Annotated in this window: 15 protein-coding genes; 8 read left to right on the top strand and 7 right to left on the bottom strand. The window is 71.3% G+C overall.

Annotated elements, in window-relative coordinates; translation table 11 throughout:
• Positions 1-17: 17 nt before the first annotated feature.
• On the bottom strand, positions 18-1,214 hold the full coding sequence (locus tag MHO01S_RS13990; protein ID WP_060960492.1) for a trans-sulfuration enzyme family protein: 1,197 nt from the start codon (positions 1,212-1,214) through the stop codon (positions 18-20).
• Positions 1,215-1,328: 114 nt separating this feature from the next.
• On the opposite strand from MHO01S_RS13990, the gene MHO01S_RS13985 reads away from it, so the two are divergent.
• Positions 1,329-1,856, top strand: a complete 528-nt coding sequence (locus MHO01S_RS13985) for an Lrp/AsnC family transcriptional regulator (RefSeq protein WP_060960491.1) — start codon at positions 1,329-1,331, stop codon at positions 1,854-1,856.
• Here MHO01S_RS13985 and MHO01S_RS13980 read toward each other — a convergent pair.
• The 3 genes from MHO01S_RS13980 to MHO01S_RS13970 form a co-directional block, all read right to left on the bottom strand.
• Entirely contained in the window at positions 1,810-2,847 is a 1,038-nt protein-coding gene (locus MHO01S_RS13980) for a 1-aminocyclopropane-1-carboxylate deaminase (protein ID WP_060960490.1), read from the bottom strand. The genes MHO01S_RS13985 and MHO01S_RS13980 overlap by 47 nt on opposite strands.
• Positions 2,844-3,518, bottom strand: a complete 675-nt coding sequence (locus tag MHO01S_RS13975) for a GntR family transcriptional regulator (protein WP_082808090.1) — start codon at positions 3,516-3,518, stop codon at positions 2,844-2,846. The genes MHO01S_RS13980 and MHO01S_RS13975 overlap by 4 nt, the downstream gene beginning before the upstream one ends.
• A 65-nt stretch (positions 3,519-3,583) precedes the next feature.
• Positions 3,584-5,032: an RNB domain-containing ribonuclease gene (locus MHO01S_RS13970; RefSeq protein ID WP_061782488.1), complete on the bottom strand. Its 1,449-nt coding sequence runs from the start codon at positions 5,030-5,032 to the stop codon at positions 3,584-3,586.
• A gap of 117 nt (positions 5,033-5,149) precedes the next feature.
• Between MHO01S_RS13970 and MHO01S_RS13965 the strand changes: the two genes are divergently transcribed.
• The 3 genes from MHO01S_RS13965 to MHO01S_RS13955 are packed head-to-tail and all read left to right on the top strand — an operon-like array spanning position 5,150 to position 8,609.
• Positions 5,150-5,629: an RNA polymerase sigma factor gene (locus tag MHO01S_RS13965; protein WP_060960487.1), complete on the top strand. Its 480-nt coding sequence runs from the start codon at positions 5,150-5,152 to the stop codon at positions 5,627-5,629.
• The gene (locus MHO01S_RS13960) at positions 5,620-6,822 is read left to right on the top strand and encodes a hypothetical protein (protein ID WP_061782487.1); all 1,203 of its coding nucleotides are present in this window, start codon (positions 5,620-5,622) and stop codon (positions 6,820-6,822) included. The genes MHO01S_RS13965 and MHO01S_RS13960 overlap by 10 nt, the downstream gene beginning before the upstream one ends.
• 29 nt (positions 6,823-6,851) lie before the next feature.
• Entirely contained in the window at positions 6,852-8,609 is a 1,758-nt protein-coding gene (locus MHO01S_RS13955) for a proline--tRNA ligase (RefSeq protein ID WP_060960503.1), read from the top strand.
• Between the two features lie 34 nt (positions 8,610-8,643).
• Here the strand turns inward: MHO01S_RS13955 and MHO01S_RS13950 are convergent, their stop codons facing one another.
• A complete protein-coding gene (locus MHO01S_RS13950; RefSeq protein WP_060960485.1) occupies positions 8,644-9,993 on the bottom strand; it encodes an HNH endonuclease signature motif containing protein in 1,350 nt (449 codons plus the stop codon).
• Between the two features lie 97 nt (positions 9,994-10,090).
• Between MHO01S_RS13950 and MHO01S_RS13945 the strand changes: the two genes are divergently transcribed.
• Positions 10,091-11,146 (top strand): LOG family protein, encoded by a 1,056-nt coding sequence (locus MHO01S_RS13945; protein ID WP_060960484.1) that lies wholly within the window; start codon positions 10,091-10,093, stop codon positions 11,144-11,146.
• An 18-nt stretch (positions 11,147-11,164) separates the two neighbouring features.
• Here MHO01S_RS13945 and MHO01S_RS13940 read toward each other — a convergent pair whose 3' ends face one another.
• On the bottom strand, positions 11,165-11,665 hold the full coding sequence (locus MHO01S_RS13940) for a pyridoxamine 5'-phosphate oxidase family protein (protein ID WP_060960483.1): 501 nt from the start codon (positions 11,663-11,665) through the stop codon (positions 11,165-11,167).
• A gap of 103 nt (positions 11,666-11,768) precedes the next feature.
• Complete coding sequence (locus MHO01S_RS13935) at positions 11,769-12,431, bottom strand: acetate uptake transporter family protein (RefSeq protein ID WP_082734237.1); 663 nt, start codon at positions 12,429-12,431, stop codon at positions 11,769-11,771.
• A 108-nt stretch (positions 12,432-12,539) separates the two neighbouring features.
• On the opposite strand from MHO01S_RS13935, the gene nusA reads away from it, so the two are divergent.
• The 3 genes from nusA to MHO01S_RS13920 all read left to right on the top strand — a co-directional run.
• The gene (nusA, locus tag MHO01S_RS13930; RefSeq protein WP_060960482.1) at positions 12,540-13,526 is read left to right on the top strand and encodes a transcription termination factor NusA; all 987 of its coding nucleotides are present in this window, start codon (positions 12,540-12,542) and stop codon (positions 13,524-13,526) included.
• Between the two features lie 64 nt (positions 13,527-13,590).
• Positions 13,591-13,842 carry a YlxR family protein gene (locus tag MHO01S_RS13925; protein WP_060960481.1) on the top strand — a complete coding sequence of 84 codons (252 nt, stop codon included), beginning with the start codon at positions 13,591-13,593 and terminating at the stop codon, positions 13,840-13,842.
• Between the two features lie 92 nt (positions 13,843-13,934).
• The coding region (locus MHO01S_RS13920) for a translation initiation factor IF-2 N-terminal domain-containing protein (protein ID WP_255266104.1) at positions 13,935-14,337 on the top strand (403 nt) is incomplete at its 3' end.

Here is a 14,337-nt window from a genome sequence, read left to right as displayed (position 1 = left end):
GCGGCCGGCGGGCGGCGTCAGCGCGCGACGCTCACCGCCCGCAGGCCCTCGCGCGTCCGCGCCAGGGCCCGCGACAGGTCGGCGATCAGGTCGTCGACGTGCTCGAGTCCGATCGACAGTCGCAGGATGTCGGCGGCGGGGCGCGCCTCGGGCGCGACGGGGCGGTGCGTGAGCGCCGCGGGATGCTGGACGAGCGAGTCGACGCCGCCCAAGGACACCGCGTGGGTGAACAGGCGCAGGGATGCCGCGACCTGTGCCGCCGCGTCGTAGCCGTCCCGCAGGCGCAGAGCGAGCATCGCGCCGCCGCCGTGCTGCTGGCGCGTCAGGAGTCCCTGCGGATCACCGTGCAGTCCGGGGTAGAAGACGTCGACGACCGCATCGTCCTCATGCAGATGCCGAGCGATGTGCGCCGCCGACGCCTGCTGGGCCCGCATGCGCAGCGGCAGCGTCGGCAGCCCGCGGTGGAGGAGATATGCGCCGAGCGGATGGAGGATGCCGCCGGTGATGGCGCGCACGCGCCGCAGGGCTGCCGCGGACTCCGGGCCGCAGGCGATGACCCCGCCGACGACGTCGCCGTGGCCGCCGAGGTACTTCGTCGCGCTGTGCAGCGACATCGCCGCGCCGTGGTGGAGCGGCTGCTGCAGCACCGGGGTGGCGAAGGTGTTGTCCACGAGCACCGGCACGCCGTCCGCCTGCGCGACCACGCTGGCGATGTCGACGAGGTCCAGGGTGGGGTTCGCGGGCGTCTCGACGATCACCAGACCGGTGTCCGGTCGCAGCGACGCTCCGACCTCGTCCGCGGAGCAGAAGGTCACGTCGGTGCCGAGCAGGCCCGTCGCCAGCAGATGGTCGCTGCCGCCGTACAGCGGTCGCACCGCCACGACGTGCGGGCGACCGACGGACACCGTGTGCGAGAGGACGGCGGCGGTGAGTGCGGCCATCCCGGACGCGAACGCGACAGCGGCCTCGGCGTGCTCGAGTGCCGCGAGGGCTTCCTCGAAGCGCGCCACGGTGGGGTTCCACAGCCGCGCGTACACGTGGCTGCCCCCGTCGATGGGCGTGCCCCCGGTGGCCAGCGCCTCGTAGGAGTCTCCGCCGCGCTCGACGTCCGGCAGGGGGTACGTGGATGACAGGTCCAGCGGCGGAGTGTGCACGCCGAGGGCGGCGAAGTCGTCACGACCGGCGTGGACGGCGAGTGTGTCGGGGTGCGTCATGCCCGCGAGTATGAAGGAAAGAGCGGCAGACCGCCTGCGTGATTGCGGAAAGAGCAATCGGGTGATCGAATTGTGCCGCTGTCATCAATCCCGCGCGACCGTGAGGAGCCGCCCTTGCCGGAATCACAAGGCGCCGCATCCGCTCTGGACGAGCTCGACCTCCGTGTGCTCGCGGCGATCGTGCGCGCTCCCGGGCGCTCCAACAAGGCGCTCGCCGATGATCTCGGCATCGCCGAGTCGACGTGCGCGTACCGCGTGCGGACGCTGCGTTCGCGCGGCGTGCTCACCGGCGTGCGGGTGCTCGTCGACCCGGCATCCCTCGGTCTGCCGCTGCAGGCGGTCATCCGCGTCCGGCTCGGCCGTCACACCCGCGAGGGCGTCGGCCGGCTCTTCGATGCGATCGTCGCGACCCCCGGAGTGATCGAGGCGTTCCACGTCGCGGGCGAGGACGACTTCCTCGTGCACGTCGCGGTCGAGGATGCCGCGGCGCTGCGTGACATCGTGCTGCAGCACATCACCGTGCACGAGTCGGTGCGCACGACCGAGACCCACCTGGTCTTCGAGCGGCGCGAGGGCGTCGGGCCGCTCGCTCGCGTCACCGGGGAGCGACCGTCGGGTCCCACAGCGAGTGATAGGCGTTGATCGCCGGCTGTCCGCCCAGGTGCGCGTAGAGCACGGTCGACGACGCCGGGATGTCGCGCGAGCCGACGAGATCGATGAGTCCCGCGAGAGACTTCCCCTCGTAGACGGGGTCGGTGATCATCGCCTCCAGCTGCGCGCCGATGGCCATCGCCTCCATCGTCGAGTCGACGGGGATGCCGTACAGCTCGCCCGCCCAGCCCTCCAGCACCTGGATCTCGTCGTCGCGGAGGTCGCGGCCGAGCTCGATGAGCTCCGCGGTGTGGCGGGCGATGCGCGCCACCTGGTCCCGGGTCTTCTGGAGCGTGGCGGACGCGTCGATCCCGAGCACGCGGCGCTTCACTCCGGTGGCCTCCTCCAGCGCCGCGAACCCGGCGATCATGCCCGCGTGGGTGGAGCCGGTCACGGTGCACACGATGATCGTGTCGAAGAACACCCCGAGCTGCTTCTCCTGTTCGGCGACCTCGAACGCCCAGTTCGCGAAACCGAGGCCGCCGAGCGGGTGCTCGCTCGCGCCGGCCGGGATCGGATAGGGCGTTCCGCCGCCCGCCTCGACCTCGGCGAGGGCCTGCTTCCAGGAATCGCGGATGCCGATGTCGAACCCGGCGTCGTCGAGGCGCGAGTCCGCGCCCATCATGCGCGAGAGCAGGATGTTGCCGACCTTGTCGTTGGTGGGGTCGTCCCACGGAACCCACTTCTCCTGCACGAGCCGCGCCTTCAGCCCGAGGTGCGCCGCGACGGCCGCGACCTGTCGGGTGTGGTTGGACTGGTAGCCGCCGATCGAGACGATCGTGTCGGCGCCGGAGGCGAGGATGTCGGGGACGATGTACTCGAGCTTGCGTACCTTGTTGCCGCCGAACGCGAGGCCGCTGTTCACGTCTTCGCGTTTCGCCCAGATCTGCGCACCGCCGAGGTGATCGCTGAGCCGCGCCAGGTGCTGCAACGGGCTGGGGCCGAACGTGAGCGGGTGGCGCGGGAACTCGTGCAGCTTCATGCGGGGTCCTGTTCGATCGGGGTGGTCCGGGTGGTCGGGATGCCGAGGCTCTGCCACGTCTGCTCGGCCAGGCGGGCGGCGCCGTCGGCGTCGCCGTCGGCGCACAGCGCGATGAGTCGTTCATGCCGAGCGGCCGACTCTGCGCCTTCGTGCGAGGCGAACCGCAGCCGCTCCACGCGACGCAGGACCGGCTCGTACTGGGCGATGACCGCGACGGCGGCCGCGTTGCCGCTGGCATCGAGCGCGACGCGATGGAAGCGCTCGTCCGCGGCGAGGGCGGCGTCGGTGTCGCCGGCCCGCTGCGCGGCGGTGAACGCCGCGTTGGCGTCGCGCATGGCGGACAGATCCGCCGCCGTCAGCAGCGGCACGGCCGTCCGCACGGCGAGGGCGTGGAGAGCGCCGACGACGGCCTGAGCATCGCGGATCGCTCGGGGGTCGAGGGGGGCGACGACGGTGGAGCGGCCGGGCGTGGCCGTCACGAGTCCGGCGCGGGCGAGCTCGAGCAGCGCCTCGCGCACGGGCGTCCGGCTGACGCCGAGCCGTTCGGCCAGCTCGACGTCGCGCAGCTGTTCGCCGGGCGCGAGCGTGCCGTCGACGATGGCGTCGCGCAAGCGGGCGTGCACGTCGTCGCGCAGGAGGGCGCGCGGTACGGGCGTGAGCGAGAGAGACACGATATGCAATATATCGCATGGCGGAATGGAGCAGGAGTCGAGAGGCGCGCGGATGACCGCGGGTCTCAGGCGGGGGCGAACGCGATGGTCCCGTCCGGGACGGATGCCGCGAGAAGCCGGAGCGCGGCGCTCGTCCCGGGGGCGGCGTCGAGGCCCGTGACCGTCGCCTCGACCGGGGGGCGATCGATCTGGACGCGGGCCGTCGTGCCGCGGACGTTCAGCACGAGCGCGTCGAACACCTCTCCCTCGTGCCCGGCGAGCAGCGCCGCCTCGACGCGATCGATCGACCCCGCGTCCAGACGGCCCGCGACGGCGGCGCTCCGCGCCATCGCTGCCGGCAGCCCGGCCAGCGACGAACGCGCCCAATCGGGCACCTCGCGGCCGTTCGCGAGCGCGTCGCAGATGACCAGCGACCAGCGGTCGACGAGGCGCCGCAGCGGCGCGGTCGTGTGGGCGTACGGAGCGCCGATCGCCGCCTGCATCGTCTCGGTCGGCACGTCGCCGTCGAACGTCGTGTAGCCCGCGCCGCGGAACAGGGCTGCCGCGTACTCGCGGACCACCCGCGCGGCGGGGGAGCGGTCGAGACCGCGGAGATAGTCCCCGTACGCCACCTCCGGTGCCCATGGCATCCCGAGCGCGACGGTCTGTGACCGGAAGGACGCCACATCCTCCGCGGCGGCGGGCGGCATGGTCCGCAGGATGCCGATGCGACCGTCGATCATGATCTGCGCCGCGGCCATGCCCGTCAACAGCGACACGTCGGCATTCCAGTCCTCGAGCGGTACCCCGTCGCTGCGATCGAGGGCGTACTCCCCGGGCTCTCCGGCCGGTGGCGAGACGACGCGGGTCTCGGGCAGGTTCAGGCTCGCGCCGCCGCGCTCCCGCTCGCGGTCGGCGCGCGCCGCACCGAACCAGGGGAGCGCCAGGAGCGTGGCCGGCGCGTCGCCCGCATCGATCGCGCGTTGCGCGTCCACGTACGACCATTGCCGCCTCGCGCGCACCACCGCGCGGGTGAGGGTCGTCTCGACGGGCCGCGCGCCGTCGTCGAGGACGAATCGCCAGACGAACGCGCGGCGATCTCGCCCCGGAAGCAGCGAGGCGGCGCCGTCGCCGAGCACCGCCGGATGCAGCGGGATGCGGCCGTCGGGAGCGTAGAGGGTCTGGCCGCGGCGGCGGGTCTCGGCATCCAGAGCGCCGCCGGCGCTCACGAATGCGGGGACGTCGGCGATCGCGTAGTGCAGGATCGCCCCGCTCGCGGTGCGTTCGAGGTGCAGCGCCTGGTCGAGGTCGGTGGAGCCGGCGGGATCGATCGTGAGGAAGGGGATGTCGCGGAGGTCGGCCAGCCCGGATGCCGAGGGCGCGACCGGCACGGTGTCGGCGGCACGCTCGGCCTCGGCCTGCGCATCGGCGGGGTAGCCGTCCGGGAGATCGAGCGCGCGGCGCAGGGCTTGCAGCGACGCGGCGAGCTGACCCCCGATGGAGCTGCCGATGATCCGGGAGCGACGCTGGACCACGCGCCCAGTGTAGGTGGAGACGGGCGCGAACCTTTCGGCCGGTGCTGGACACTACACAGTGTGAGCAATGACGATGCGGACGCATGGCGGAGGCTGTGCGCCGGTGACGATACGGCGATGCGCGACCTCTTCGATCTCCACGAGGCCCGTCTCTTCCGTCAGGCGTGTCGTCTGCTCGCCGATCGGGAGGACGCCAAGGATGCCGTGGCGATCGCCTTCCTCGAGGCGTGGCGGAAGAAGGCCGCCGTGCGCCTCGTCGACGGCTCTCCGCTGCCCTGGCTGTTGACCACCGTCGTCAACACCTCCCGGAACGTGGAGCGATCTCGCCGGCGCTACCGTGCGTTGCTGGCACGGACGCCCGCGGCGGCGGCCGTCGATCCCCCCGTGGCGCCGGATGAGAGCGGCGTGCTCGCCTCTCTCGCCCAGCTCCCGGGCGTGGAGCGCAGCGTCGTGGTCCTCGTGGTGCTGGAGGGCTACTCGGAGCGTGAGGCGGCGGATGCACTCGGCATCCCCGTCGGCACCGTCAAATCGAGGCTGTCTCGCGCGAAGGGCCGACTGCGGGACGGGATGGCGGCACTGGAGGCATCGTGGACCTGAACGAAGAACTCACCCCGCGCGAGCACGCCGAACTCCGCGAGAGTGTCGTCACCGGCGTCGGTCGTCTGCGGGCAGCACGCGCGCGGCGGTCGCGCATCGTCGCCGGCGTCGCCGCCGCCGCTCTGGTTGCCGTCGTCGTCACGGCGGTCGCGTTCACGACGCTGCGGCAGCCCGACCGGGTGACCACGCCGATCGAGACCATGTCGCCCTCGCCCTCGCCCTCGGCGACGCGTGCGCCGACGCCGGAACCGTCGCCGTCGGCATCGGGCAGCATGCCACCCGTTGCTTCATCGTCGCCGTCCATCGCTTTCGATGACGACTGCGCCGCGGTGATGAGCACCGTCGCCCTCTCGGCTGCGTGGGGGTCCGAAGCCACCGCGGAAGCGCGCAGCTACTTCTTTGTCGACGTGCGAACGGCTGGGGGGATCACGTGCGACTGGCGCTTCGCTGACGGCACCACTCTCCGCGTCTCGGCAATGCCGTCTTCGGTCGTAGATAGCAGTCTCCGGAGCACGTACGAATCGGCTCTTTGTGAGCCGGTGCCGTGGCTTTCGACAGGATGCCGAAAAGCCGTGGAGGATGACAAGACCTGGCTTCTGGCTACAGTTTCGGGCGATGTGTACCAGTTCGTCGACGGAGAGTTCGATGAGGCCGCTGTGCGTCAACGGCTCGACGCGCTGACGCCGTTGCTGTTCGACGCACTCGCGCGCGCCGGAGCCCCGTCTGCGGCGACGAGAACCGACGAGTGGTGGCCACAAGTGACGTGCGACGATCTTGCAACGAAGATTCCGTTGGCTCAGCTCCTGGGATCATCCGGCTATCAGACGGGATTTGGTGGCGAGGCAAGCGCCGATGTCGACTCTCGGGTTGCCGGTGCGCAGGGTTTTGGCCTCCAATGCGGTTGGCGGCCCTCTGATGACTCGGCATCGGGATCGAGCATGATGATCATGCTGTATCCGGGCGGCGCCTGGGATTGGGAGCGGATCGCGACCGCGACGGATCCGGTCGGTGATGTCGTGCCGGTGAACGTCGACGGTGCTCGCGCCGCAGTGGCGACGCGGTCGGAGACCACCTCTCCGCTGAGCAACGTCTACGCGTCGGACGGTGTGAACGTCGTGAGGGTCTTCAGCGCACCAGATCCGCTGGCCGCCGCCGCCGCCCTCCTGGCAGCGATGAAGGGTGCGAGGGGATAGCCAGTGGCTGCGGACTAGGCTTGACGCTCGTGGTCACCCGTCTGTCGAACTTCTTCCTCCGCACGCTTCGCGAAGACCCCTCGGATGCCGAGGTCACGAGCCACCGTCTGCTCGTGCGCGCCGGCTACATCCGCCGTCAGGCGCCGGGGATCTTCGCGTGGCTGCCGCTGGGCCTGCGCGTGAAGGCCCGCATCGAGACCATCATCCGCGAGGAGATGACGGCGGCCGGAGCGCAGGAGGTCCACTTCCCGGCGCTCATGCCGCGCGACCCCTATGAGGCGACCGGGCGCTGGGAGGAGTACGGCGACGGCATCTTCCGACTCAAGGACCGCAAGGGCGCCGACTACCTGCTCGCCCCCACCCACGAAGAGGCGTTCACGCTGCTGGTGAAGGACCTGTACGGCTCCTACAAAGACCTGCCGCTGACGATCTACCAGATCCAGGACAAGTACCGCGACGAGGCCCGCCCGCGTGCGGGTCTCCTGCGCGGCCGCGAGTTCACGATGAAGGACGCCTACTCCTTCGACTACACCGACGTCGGGCTCGACACCAGCTACATGGCCCAGCGTGACGCCTACGAGCGGATCTTCCAGCGCCTGGGGCTGGAGTACGTCATCGTCCAGGCGGATGCCGGGGCGATGGGCGGCTCGCGCAGCGAGGAGTTCCTGCACCCGACGGCGATCGGCGAGGACACGTTCGTGCGCTCGGCCGGCGGCTACGCGGCCAATGTGGAGGCGTTCGAGACCCTGGCGCCCGAGCCCATCGCGTTCGACGGGTTCGGCGAGCCGGTGATCTTCGACTCCCCGAACACGCCCACGATCGACACGCTCGTGGCGCACACCAACGCCGTGCTCGACGGTGAGTACACCGCCGCCGACACCCTCAAGAACGTCGTCCTCGCGCTCACGCACCTCGACGGCACCCGCGAGCTCGTCGTCGTCGGCCTCCCCGGCGACCGCGACGTCGACGACAAGCGCGTCGAGGTGGCGTTCGCGCCCGCCGAGGTCGAGCCCGCCACGCCCGAGGACTTCGAGAAGCACCCGCTGCTGGTCAAGGGGTACATCGGGCCGTGGTCGCCCCAGGGCGCGATCCTGGGCGAGGAGTCGGCCACCGGCATCCGCTACGTCCTCGACCCCCGCGTCGTGGACGGCACGCGCTGGATCACCGGCGCGAACATCGACCAGAAGCACGTGCACTCGCTCGTCGCCGGTCGCGACTTCGCCGCCGACGGGTACGTCGAGGTCGCGACGGTGCGCGCCGGCGACCCGGCGCCCGACGGCTCCGGCCCGGTCGAGCTCGCCCGCGGCATGGAGATCGGCCACGTCTTCCAGCTGGGGCGCAAGTATGCGGACGCGCTCGGTCTCAAGGTGCTCGACGAGAACGGCAAGCTCGTGACCGTCACGATGGGCTCCTACGGCATCGGCGTCACCCGCATCCTCGCGATCATCGCCGAGCTCAACAACGACGACAAGGGCCTCATCTGGCCGGCATCCGTGGCGCCGTTCGACGTGCAGGTCGTGGCGACGGGGCGGGATGCCGTGGCCTTCGAGCTCGCCGAGAAGCTGTCGGCCGACCTCGAGGGTGCGGGACTCGACGTGCTCTACGACGATCGGCCGAAGGTCTCGCCGGGTGTGAAGTTCGGTGATGCCGAGCTCGTCGGCGTTCCGCAGATCGTCATCGTCGGCCGCGGGGCGGCCGACGGCGAGGTCGAGCTGTGGGATCGCCGGTCCGGAGAGCGCACGCTCGTCTCGGCGGCCGACGCCGTCGCCCGCCTGTCGGTCCGCTGACGGCGCGCCGACACCACCCCGCCGCGGCCGCGGGTCAGAACGGTGGTGGTCCGGCGTCGTCCGCACGCTCGGCGACGGGGCGGAACACCGGGGTTCGACGCTCCGGCTCCACGAGGTAGCGTCGGCCGTACGGCGAGGTCCACTCCAGGACGCCTCCGCTGTCGGGAACCTGGACCACCGTCCACCCGCCGTGATGCTTCACCTTGTGATGGCCCGGGCACAGGGGAGCGAGGTTGTCCGCCGCGGTCGCTCCGCCCTCGGACCAGGCGAGCGTGTGGTCGATCTCGCACCGTGAGGCCGGCATGACGCACCCGGGTGCCATGCAGCGCTCGGCCCGCCACCGTACGAGGCGCCGGAGCTCGGGCGGCGGGTCGTACCTGCGGCGCCCGACGGACAGCACGGCGCCGGTCTCGGGATGGGTGAGCACGCGCATCCAGCCCCTGGCGCCGCCGCTGAGCTCGCGGGCCCGCTCGATCGGGATCGGACCGAGGCCCTCGACCTGCGCCGGTTCTCCGGCGCCGTGCGCGTCTTCCCGCAAGGACAGCGCCGGAACGGTCACGACCACGGTCGGACGGATTCCCCGCGCCGAGGGGGAGTGGCCGTCGCAGCGACCGTCGATCAGCAGATCGCAGAGGACGTCGGCACGCACCTGGTCGAGGGAACGGTCGTCGGCGGGTGGGGGCGTGGCGTCGGCGGACGCGTCGGGGACGGCCCGGCGCCCGGTCATCGCCGCGGCCATCCGCGTCAGCCGGTCGAAGATCGCGTGGGCCTCGACGCTGGGCAGATGCGCGGTCAGGACGGACATGCCGTCGGCGGCCGGGACGACGTGCACGCGGCGCTGCGCGAGGGCGCGCTCGTGCGTCTCGGCGAGGGTCTGCACCGCCTCGGCCGCGACGAGGTCGCGCAGGCGACGCCGGAACGTCCCCGCGGGGAGGTCCTCGGCCAGCCGAACCGCTCGATCGACGAGCCGTGCGCGCACCGCCGGATCCGCGGCATCCAGCACGTCGACGAGGAATCGCGCGTGCTGATCGGTGATGCGCGCCGCCCCCAACGCCTCGAGCGCCCGCGGGTAGCGCTCGACCAGCGCCGTCGAGCGCGCCATCAGGTCGCCCGCGGCGTACTCGGTGATGCGCAGCGCGGCGGCGAGCTCGAGGCGCAGCGAGCGGTCGATCATCTCGTCGGCGCAGGCACGGGAGGAGGCCGTCGCCATCGCATCGCGGCGGGCGGCCGCGACGCACACGTATTGCTCGGCCGTGTGCACCGCCACGAGAGTGGCGATGTCGGCCACCTGATCGACCGGATCGCGGGGGAGGAGTGCCGTCTCGAAGGCCGCGACATCCGACCAGTACCCGGGATAGGGCTCCGTCTCGATGTCATCGTCCATACGTCGATCCTAGAACAAAGATTCGAATGTGGGAAGAGGGAAGGAGACGTTCTCGCCGCGTTCACCCGAACTGCGTCCGGGATGTCAGGCTGGAGCCATGTCAGATCGCTCCACGCTCCCGTCCACCGTCACCGACGGCATCCGCCGGCTGCTCGACGACGCCGGCATCACGACCGACGCCGATCTCATCGCCCGCATCCTCGCGACGGGCGTGGGCATGGGGCTCGACGGCGCCGACCGCCTCGACCTCAAGATCACCTCGGCCGCCCTCACCGAGATGCGCGCGGCCTTCGAGCTGTTCGCGCCCTTCCGCGGTGTGCCCAAGGTCACCGTGTTCGGTTCGGCCCGCACCGCCCCCGACTCGCCGCTCTACCGCCTGACCGTCGAGCTCACCGCGGCGCTCGCCGCCCGCGGATGGATGACCGTGACGGGGGCGGGCCCCGGGATCATGCAGGCGGCGGCCGAAGGCGCGGGCCCGCAGCACTCCCTCGGGGTCTCCATCCGCCTGCCGTTCGAGGAGAAGCCGAACGCGATCATCGCCGCGCACGCCCGCAATGTCGCGATGAAGTACTTCTTCACGAGGAAGCTCATGCTGGTCAAGGAGTCCAGCGGCTTCGTGTGCATGCCCGGCGGCTTCGGCACGCTCGACGAGATGTTCGAGCTGCTGACGCTGCAGCAGACCGGCAAGGCCGCGCCCACGCCGATCGTCCTGCTGGACCGTCCCGGCGGCGGCTTCTGGCACGGGCTGCAGCGTTTCGCCGACGACCAGCTCATCCCCGAGGGCGTCATCTCTCCGGACGACCTCGACCGGGTGGTCGTGACCGACTCCGTGGATGCCGCCGTGGACGAGCTCACGGGCTTCTACCGCAACTACGTCTCGCTGCGGTGGGTCGGCCGACGGCTCGTGCTGCGCCTGCGTGCGGAGCCGACCGACGGGGAGGTGGATGCGCTGAACGCTCGCTTCGGCTCGCTGCTGGCCGAGGGCGTGATCGAACGCCGCGGTCCCTTGAAGGCCGAGCGGGAGGACGACGACGACGTCACCGCGCCCCGCCTCGTCATGCGCTACGCGCAGCGGCGCGTGGGTGAGCTGCACCACCTCATCCGCGCCGTCAACGCGCTGCCGAGCGCCCCCGCCGAGGCGCGCCCGGCCTGAGTCGGCCCGAGGTGCGCGTCAGCGGACCAGCCTGCCGTGGTTCATGGTGTCGTCCGGCGTCTCCCGCGTGACGAGAGCCTTGAGCATGCCCGCGGCCATCGCGAGCGTGCCGTGCGCCGGTTCCCAGAACTCGGTCACGATCGGCGTCACCGTCAGCAGTGCGATGTCGGGGGTGTCCAGGCCCTCCTCGAACCAGATGTCCAGCGACGGCGACCACAGCTGTTCCATCCGTGCGCGGTCGTGCACGATCGTCGCGCGACCGGCCACCGACACGTAGCGCATGCCCTTGGCGTCGCAGTAGGCGAGGTTCACGTCGTGGTCCGCCTCGACCTCGTCGGCCTTCTTCGTCTCGTCGGAGGTGAAGAACCAGATCACGCCGTCGTCGTCCATCTCGCGGGTGCTCATCGGACGGCTGACGAGGCGCCCGTCGGCGTCCACGGTCGTGAGCATGGTGATGTCGATGTCCTCGACGAGTTCCTTGACGCGGTCGCGCGCCTCGATTCCAGTGAGTTCGGTCATGACTCGACCCTGCCCGTCGCCGGGATGTCGCCCCAGGGCCTTGACAGACGCGGCGGCCCGGCTCACAGGCGGGCGTAGCGCGCCCGGAAACCGGCGGCGACCGTCAGCAGCACCCCGAGGATGCCGAGGGCCGCGACGCCGATCCCGGGTCGCCGTGCCCGTCCGGACGACGGATCCACGCGGGGCCGAGCGGCACCACGTGGCGCCCCATCGTGCGCCACGCGAACTTCTCGACGAGCAGGTAGAAGGCCAGCGCGGACGCGCCCAGCAGGAACCACGCGCCCACGGTGCCGACCGCGGCGGTCCCGGCGAACGAGCCGACCGATTCGAGGCCCAGGCCGAGGGCGACGCACACGAGCGTGAGCGGAAGCGCGGTGTTGTGGGTGGCGCCCGCGAAGACGAACCCCAGGGCGATGACCGCGAACATCATGGAGAAGAGCGGCCGGGCCGGTCCCGACACCTCGAAGAAGCCCAGCTCCCCGCCGAGGAGGAACCCCGGCATGCAGATCCAGTACCACCCGAACGCGTTGTACACGATGAAGTGGAAGTCGTCGCCGATGAAGTACGAGAGCATGCCCGCGGTGACCTGCACGACGCCGCCGAAGACCGCGCCGACCCAGAACACGGCGCTCTCGTTCTGAACGCCGAGGTGCGCCAGCTGCGCGGTCAAGGTCGCGATCACGAACCCGAGCAGACCGATCAGACCGGGATCGGCGCGCCGCGGCTGCGGGATCGCTCGGTCGACGGCGGGTGAAGCGGCATCCATCTGGCAAGTATGCACGTCCGCGCACGTCCGCCGCCGCGGGACGATCGGCTAAAATCGTGCAGATGACCGAGGGTGACCTCGCGTCGAGAGCTGAATAGGGAGGCACCTGTGGACATCGATCTGGGACTGCTGCGAACGGTCGAGCGCGAGAAGGAGATCCCGTTCGACGAACTCGTCGGGATCATCGAGCAGGCGATCCTCACCGCCTACGCCAAGCACACCTCGCCCACCGGCGAACTGCCCGAGGGCGCCCGCGCCGAGCTCGACCGCAAGACGGGGCACGTCGCCGTGTTCATCCCGCTCCGCGACGAGGAGGGGGTCGTCATCGGCGAGGAGGAGTCCACCCCCGAGGACTTCGGACGCATCGCCGCGTTCGCGGCCAAGCAGGTGATCGGCCAGCGTCTGCGCGACATCGCCGACGATGCGATCCTGGGCGAGTTCCGCGGCAAGGAGGGCGACATCGTCGCCGGCGTCATCCAGCAGGGCCCCAACCCGCGGATGGTGCACGTCGACCTCGGCACGGTCGAGGCGATCCTTCCGCCCGAGGAGCAGGTCGCGGGCGAGCAGTACCCGCACGGCTCCCGGCTGCGCGTTTACGTCACCTCCGTGTCCAAGGGCACCAAGGGTCCGCAGATCACGGTCTCGCGCACCCATCCGGGTCTCGTGCGCAAGCTGTTCGCGCTCGAGGTCCCCGAGATCGCCTCCGGTCTGGTCGAGATCACGTCGCTGGCGCGCGAGGCCGGTCACCGCACCAAGATCGCGGTGACGGCGAAGGATCCCGCCATCAACGCCAAGGGCGCCTGCATCGGCGAGCTCGGCCGGCGTGTGCGCGCGGTCACGGAGGAGCTCGGCGGGGAGAAGATCGACATCGTCGACTACGACCCCGAGCTGGCGAAGTTCGTCGCGAACGCCCTGTCGCCGGCGAAGGTCACCTCCAGCTTCGTGCTGGATGCCGGCACCAAGGCGGTCCGCGCCCTCGTCCCCGACTACCAGCTGTCGCTCGCCATCGGCAAGGAGGGGCAGAACGCCCGCCTCGCGGCCAAGCTCACGGGCGCCAAGATCGACATCCAGCCGGATTCGATCCTCGAGTCGTGACGCGAGGGTGAGCGAGGGGGCGCCGCGACCGCGTCGAAATCCCGACGCGGCGAGTGGGGGTAGGATGGAAGCCGTTCGAACGTGCGTGGGATGCCGCGCGCGCGACCTCCGGTCCGCCCTCCTGCGAGTGGTGGAGCGAGACGGTGTCCTCATCGCCGATGAGAAGGCCGTCCTTCCCGGGCGGGGCGCGTGGGTGCACGACACGCACGGGTGTGTGGATACCGCCATCCGGCGCCGCGCCTTCGGACGAGCATTGCGTGTGTCGGGCCCGCTCGACACGCAGACCTTTCAGAACACCCACCAGCGAAACGGCTGAACGGCTATGGACACAAAGTGAACGGCTCGAAATGAGACCCGTCCGCAAGTAACGGTCTGCCCTGTCCGGGGGAGACCTCAGACAGGAGAATTGTGGCAAACCCACGCGTGCACGAAATCGCCTCCGAGATCGGCGTCGACAGCAAAGTCGCCCTCGCGAAGCTGAAGGAGCTCGGCGAATACGTCAAGAGCCCGTCATCCACCATCGCGCCCCCCGTGGCGCGCAAGCTCCGTGCGGCCCTCGAGGCCGACGGCGCCGCCAAGAAGTCCTCTGACGCCGCCCCGGCCGCCCCTCGTGCGGCCTCCGGTGCGCCGACCCCCGGCGCGCGCCCCGCGGCGCGTCCCGGCCCGGCGAAGCCGGCGGCTCCCGCTCCGGCGGCGCCCGCGGCATCCGCTCCGGCGGCACCGGCGCCCAGCGCGCCCGCCGCGCCGGCCGCTCCGGCTCCGGCGGCCCCCGCCGCAGCGGACGCTCCGACGCCCGCCACGCCGGCCGCCG

Source organism: Microbacterium hominis NBRC 15708 (genome assembly GCF_001592125.1).
GTDB lineage: Bacteria > Actinomycetota > Actinomycetes > Actinomycetales > Microbacteriaceae > Microbacterium > Microbacterium hominis.
Note: the sequence above shows the minus strand (reverse complement) of the source record. Positions and strands in the feature narration are given on the sequence as shown.

Bases quoted from the DNA above. Each gene is read 5' to 3' on its own strand.
- MHO01S_RS13940 (WP_060960483.1), bottom strand. From the start codon at position 11,665: ATGACCGAACTCACTGGAATCGAGGCGCGCGACCGCGTCAAGGAACTC.
- MHO01S_RS13990 (WP_060960492.1), bottom strand. From the start codon at position 1,214: ATGACGCACCCCGACACACTCGCCGTCCACGCCGGTCGTGACGACTTC.
- MHO01S_RS13965 (WP_060960487.1), top strand. From the start codon at position 5,150: ATGCGCGACCTCTTCGATCTCCACGAGGCCCGTCTCTTCCGTCAGGCG.
- MHO01S_RS13925 (WP_060960481.1), top strand. From the start codon at position 13,591: ATGGAAGCCGTTCGAACGTGCGTGGGATGCCGCGCGCGCGACCTCCGG.
- MHO01S_RS13935 (WP_082734237.1), bottom strand. From the start codon at position 12,431: ATGGATGCCGCTTCACCCGCCGTCGACCGAGCGATCCCGCAGCCGCGG.
- MHO01S_RS13980 (WP_060960490.1), bottom strand. From the start codon at position 2,847: ATGAAGCTGCACGAGTTCCCGCGCCACCCGCTCACGTTCGGCCCCAGC.
- MHO01S_RS13945 (WP_060960484.1), top strand. From the start codon at position 10,091: ATGTCAGATCGCTCCACGCTCCCGTCCACCGTCACCGACGGCATCCGC.
- MHO01S_RS13950 (WP_060960485.1), bottom strand. From the start codon at position 9,993: ATGGACGATGACATCGAGACGGAGCCCTATCCCGGGTACTGGTCGGAT.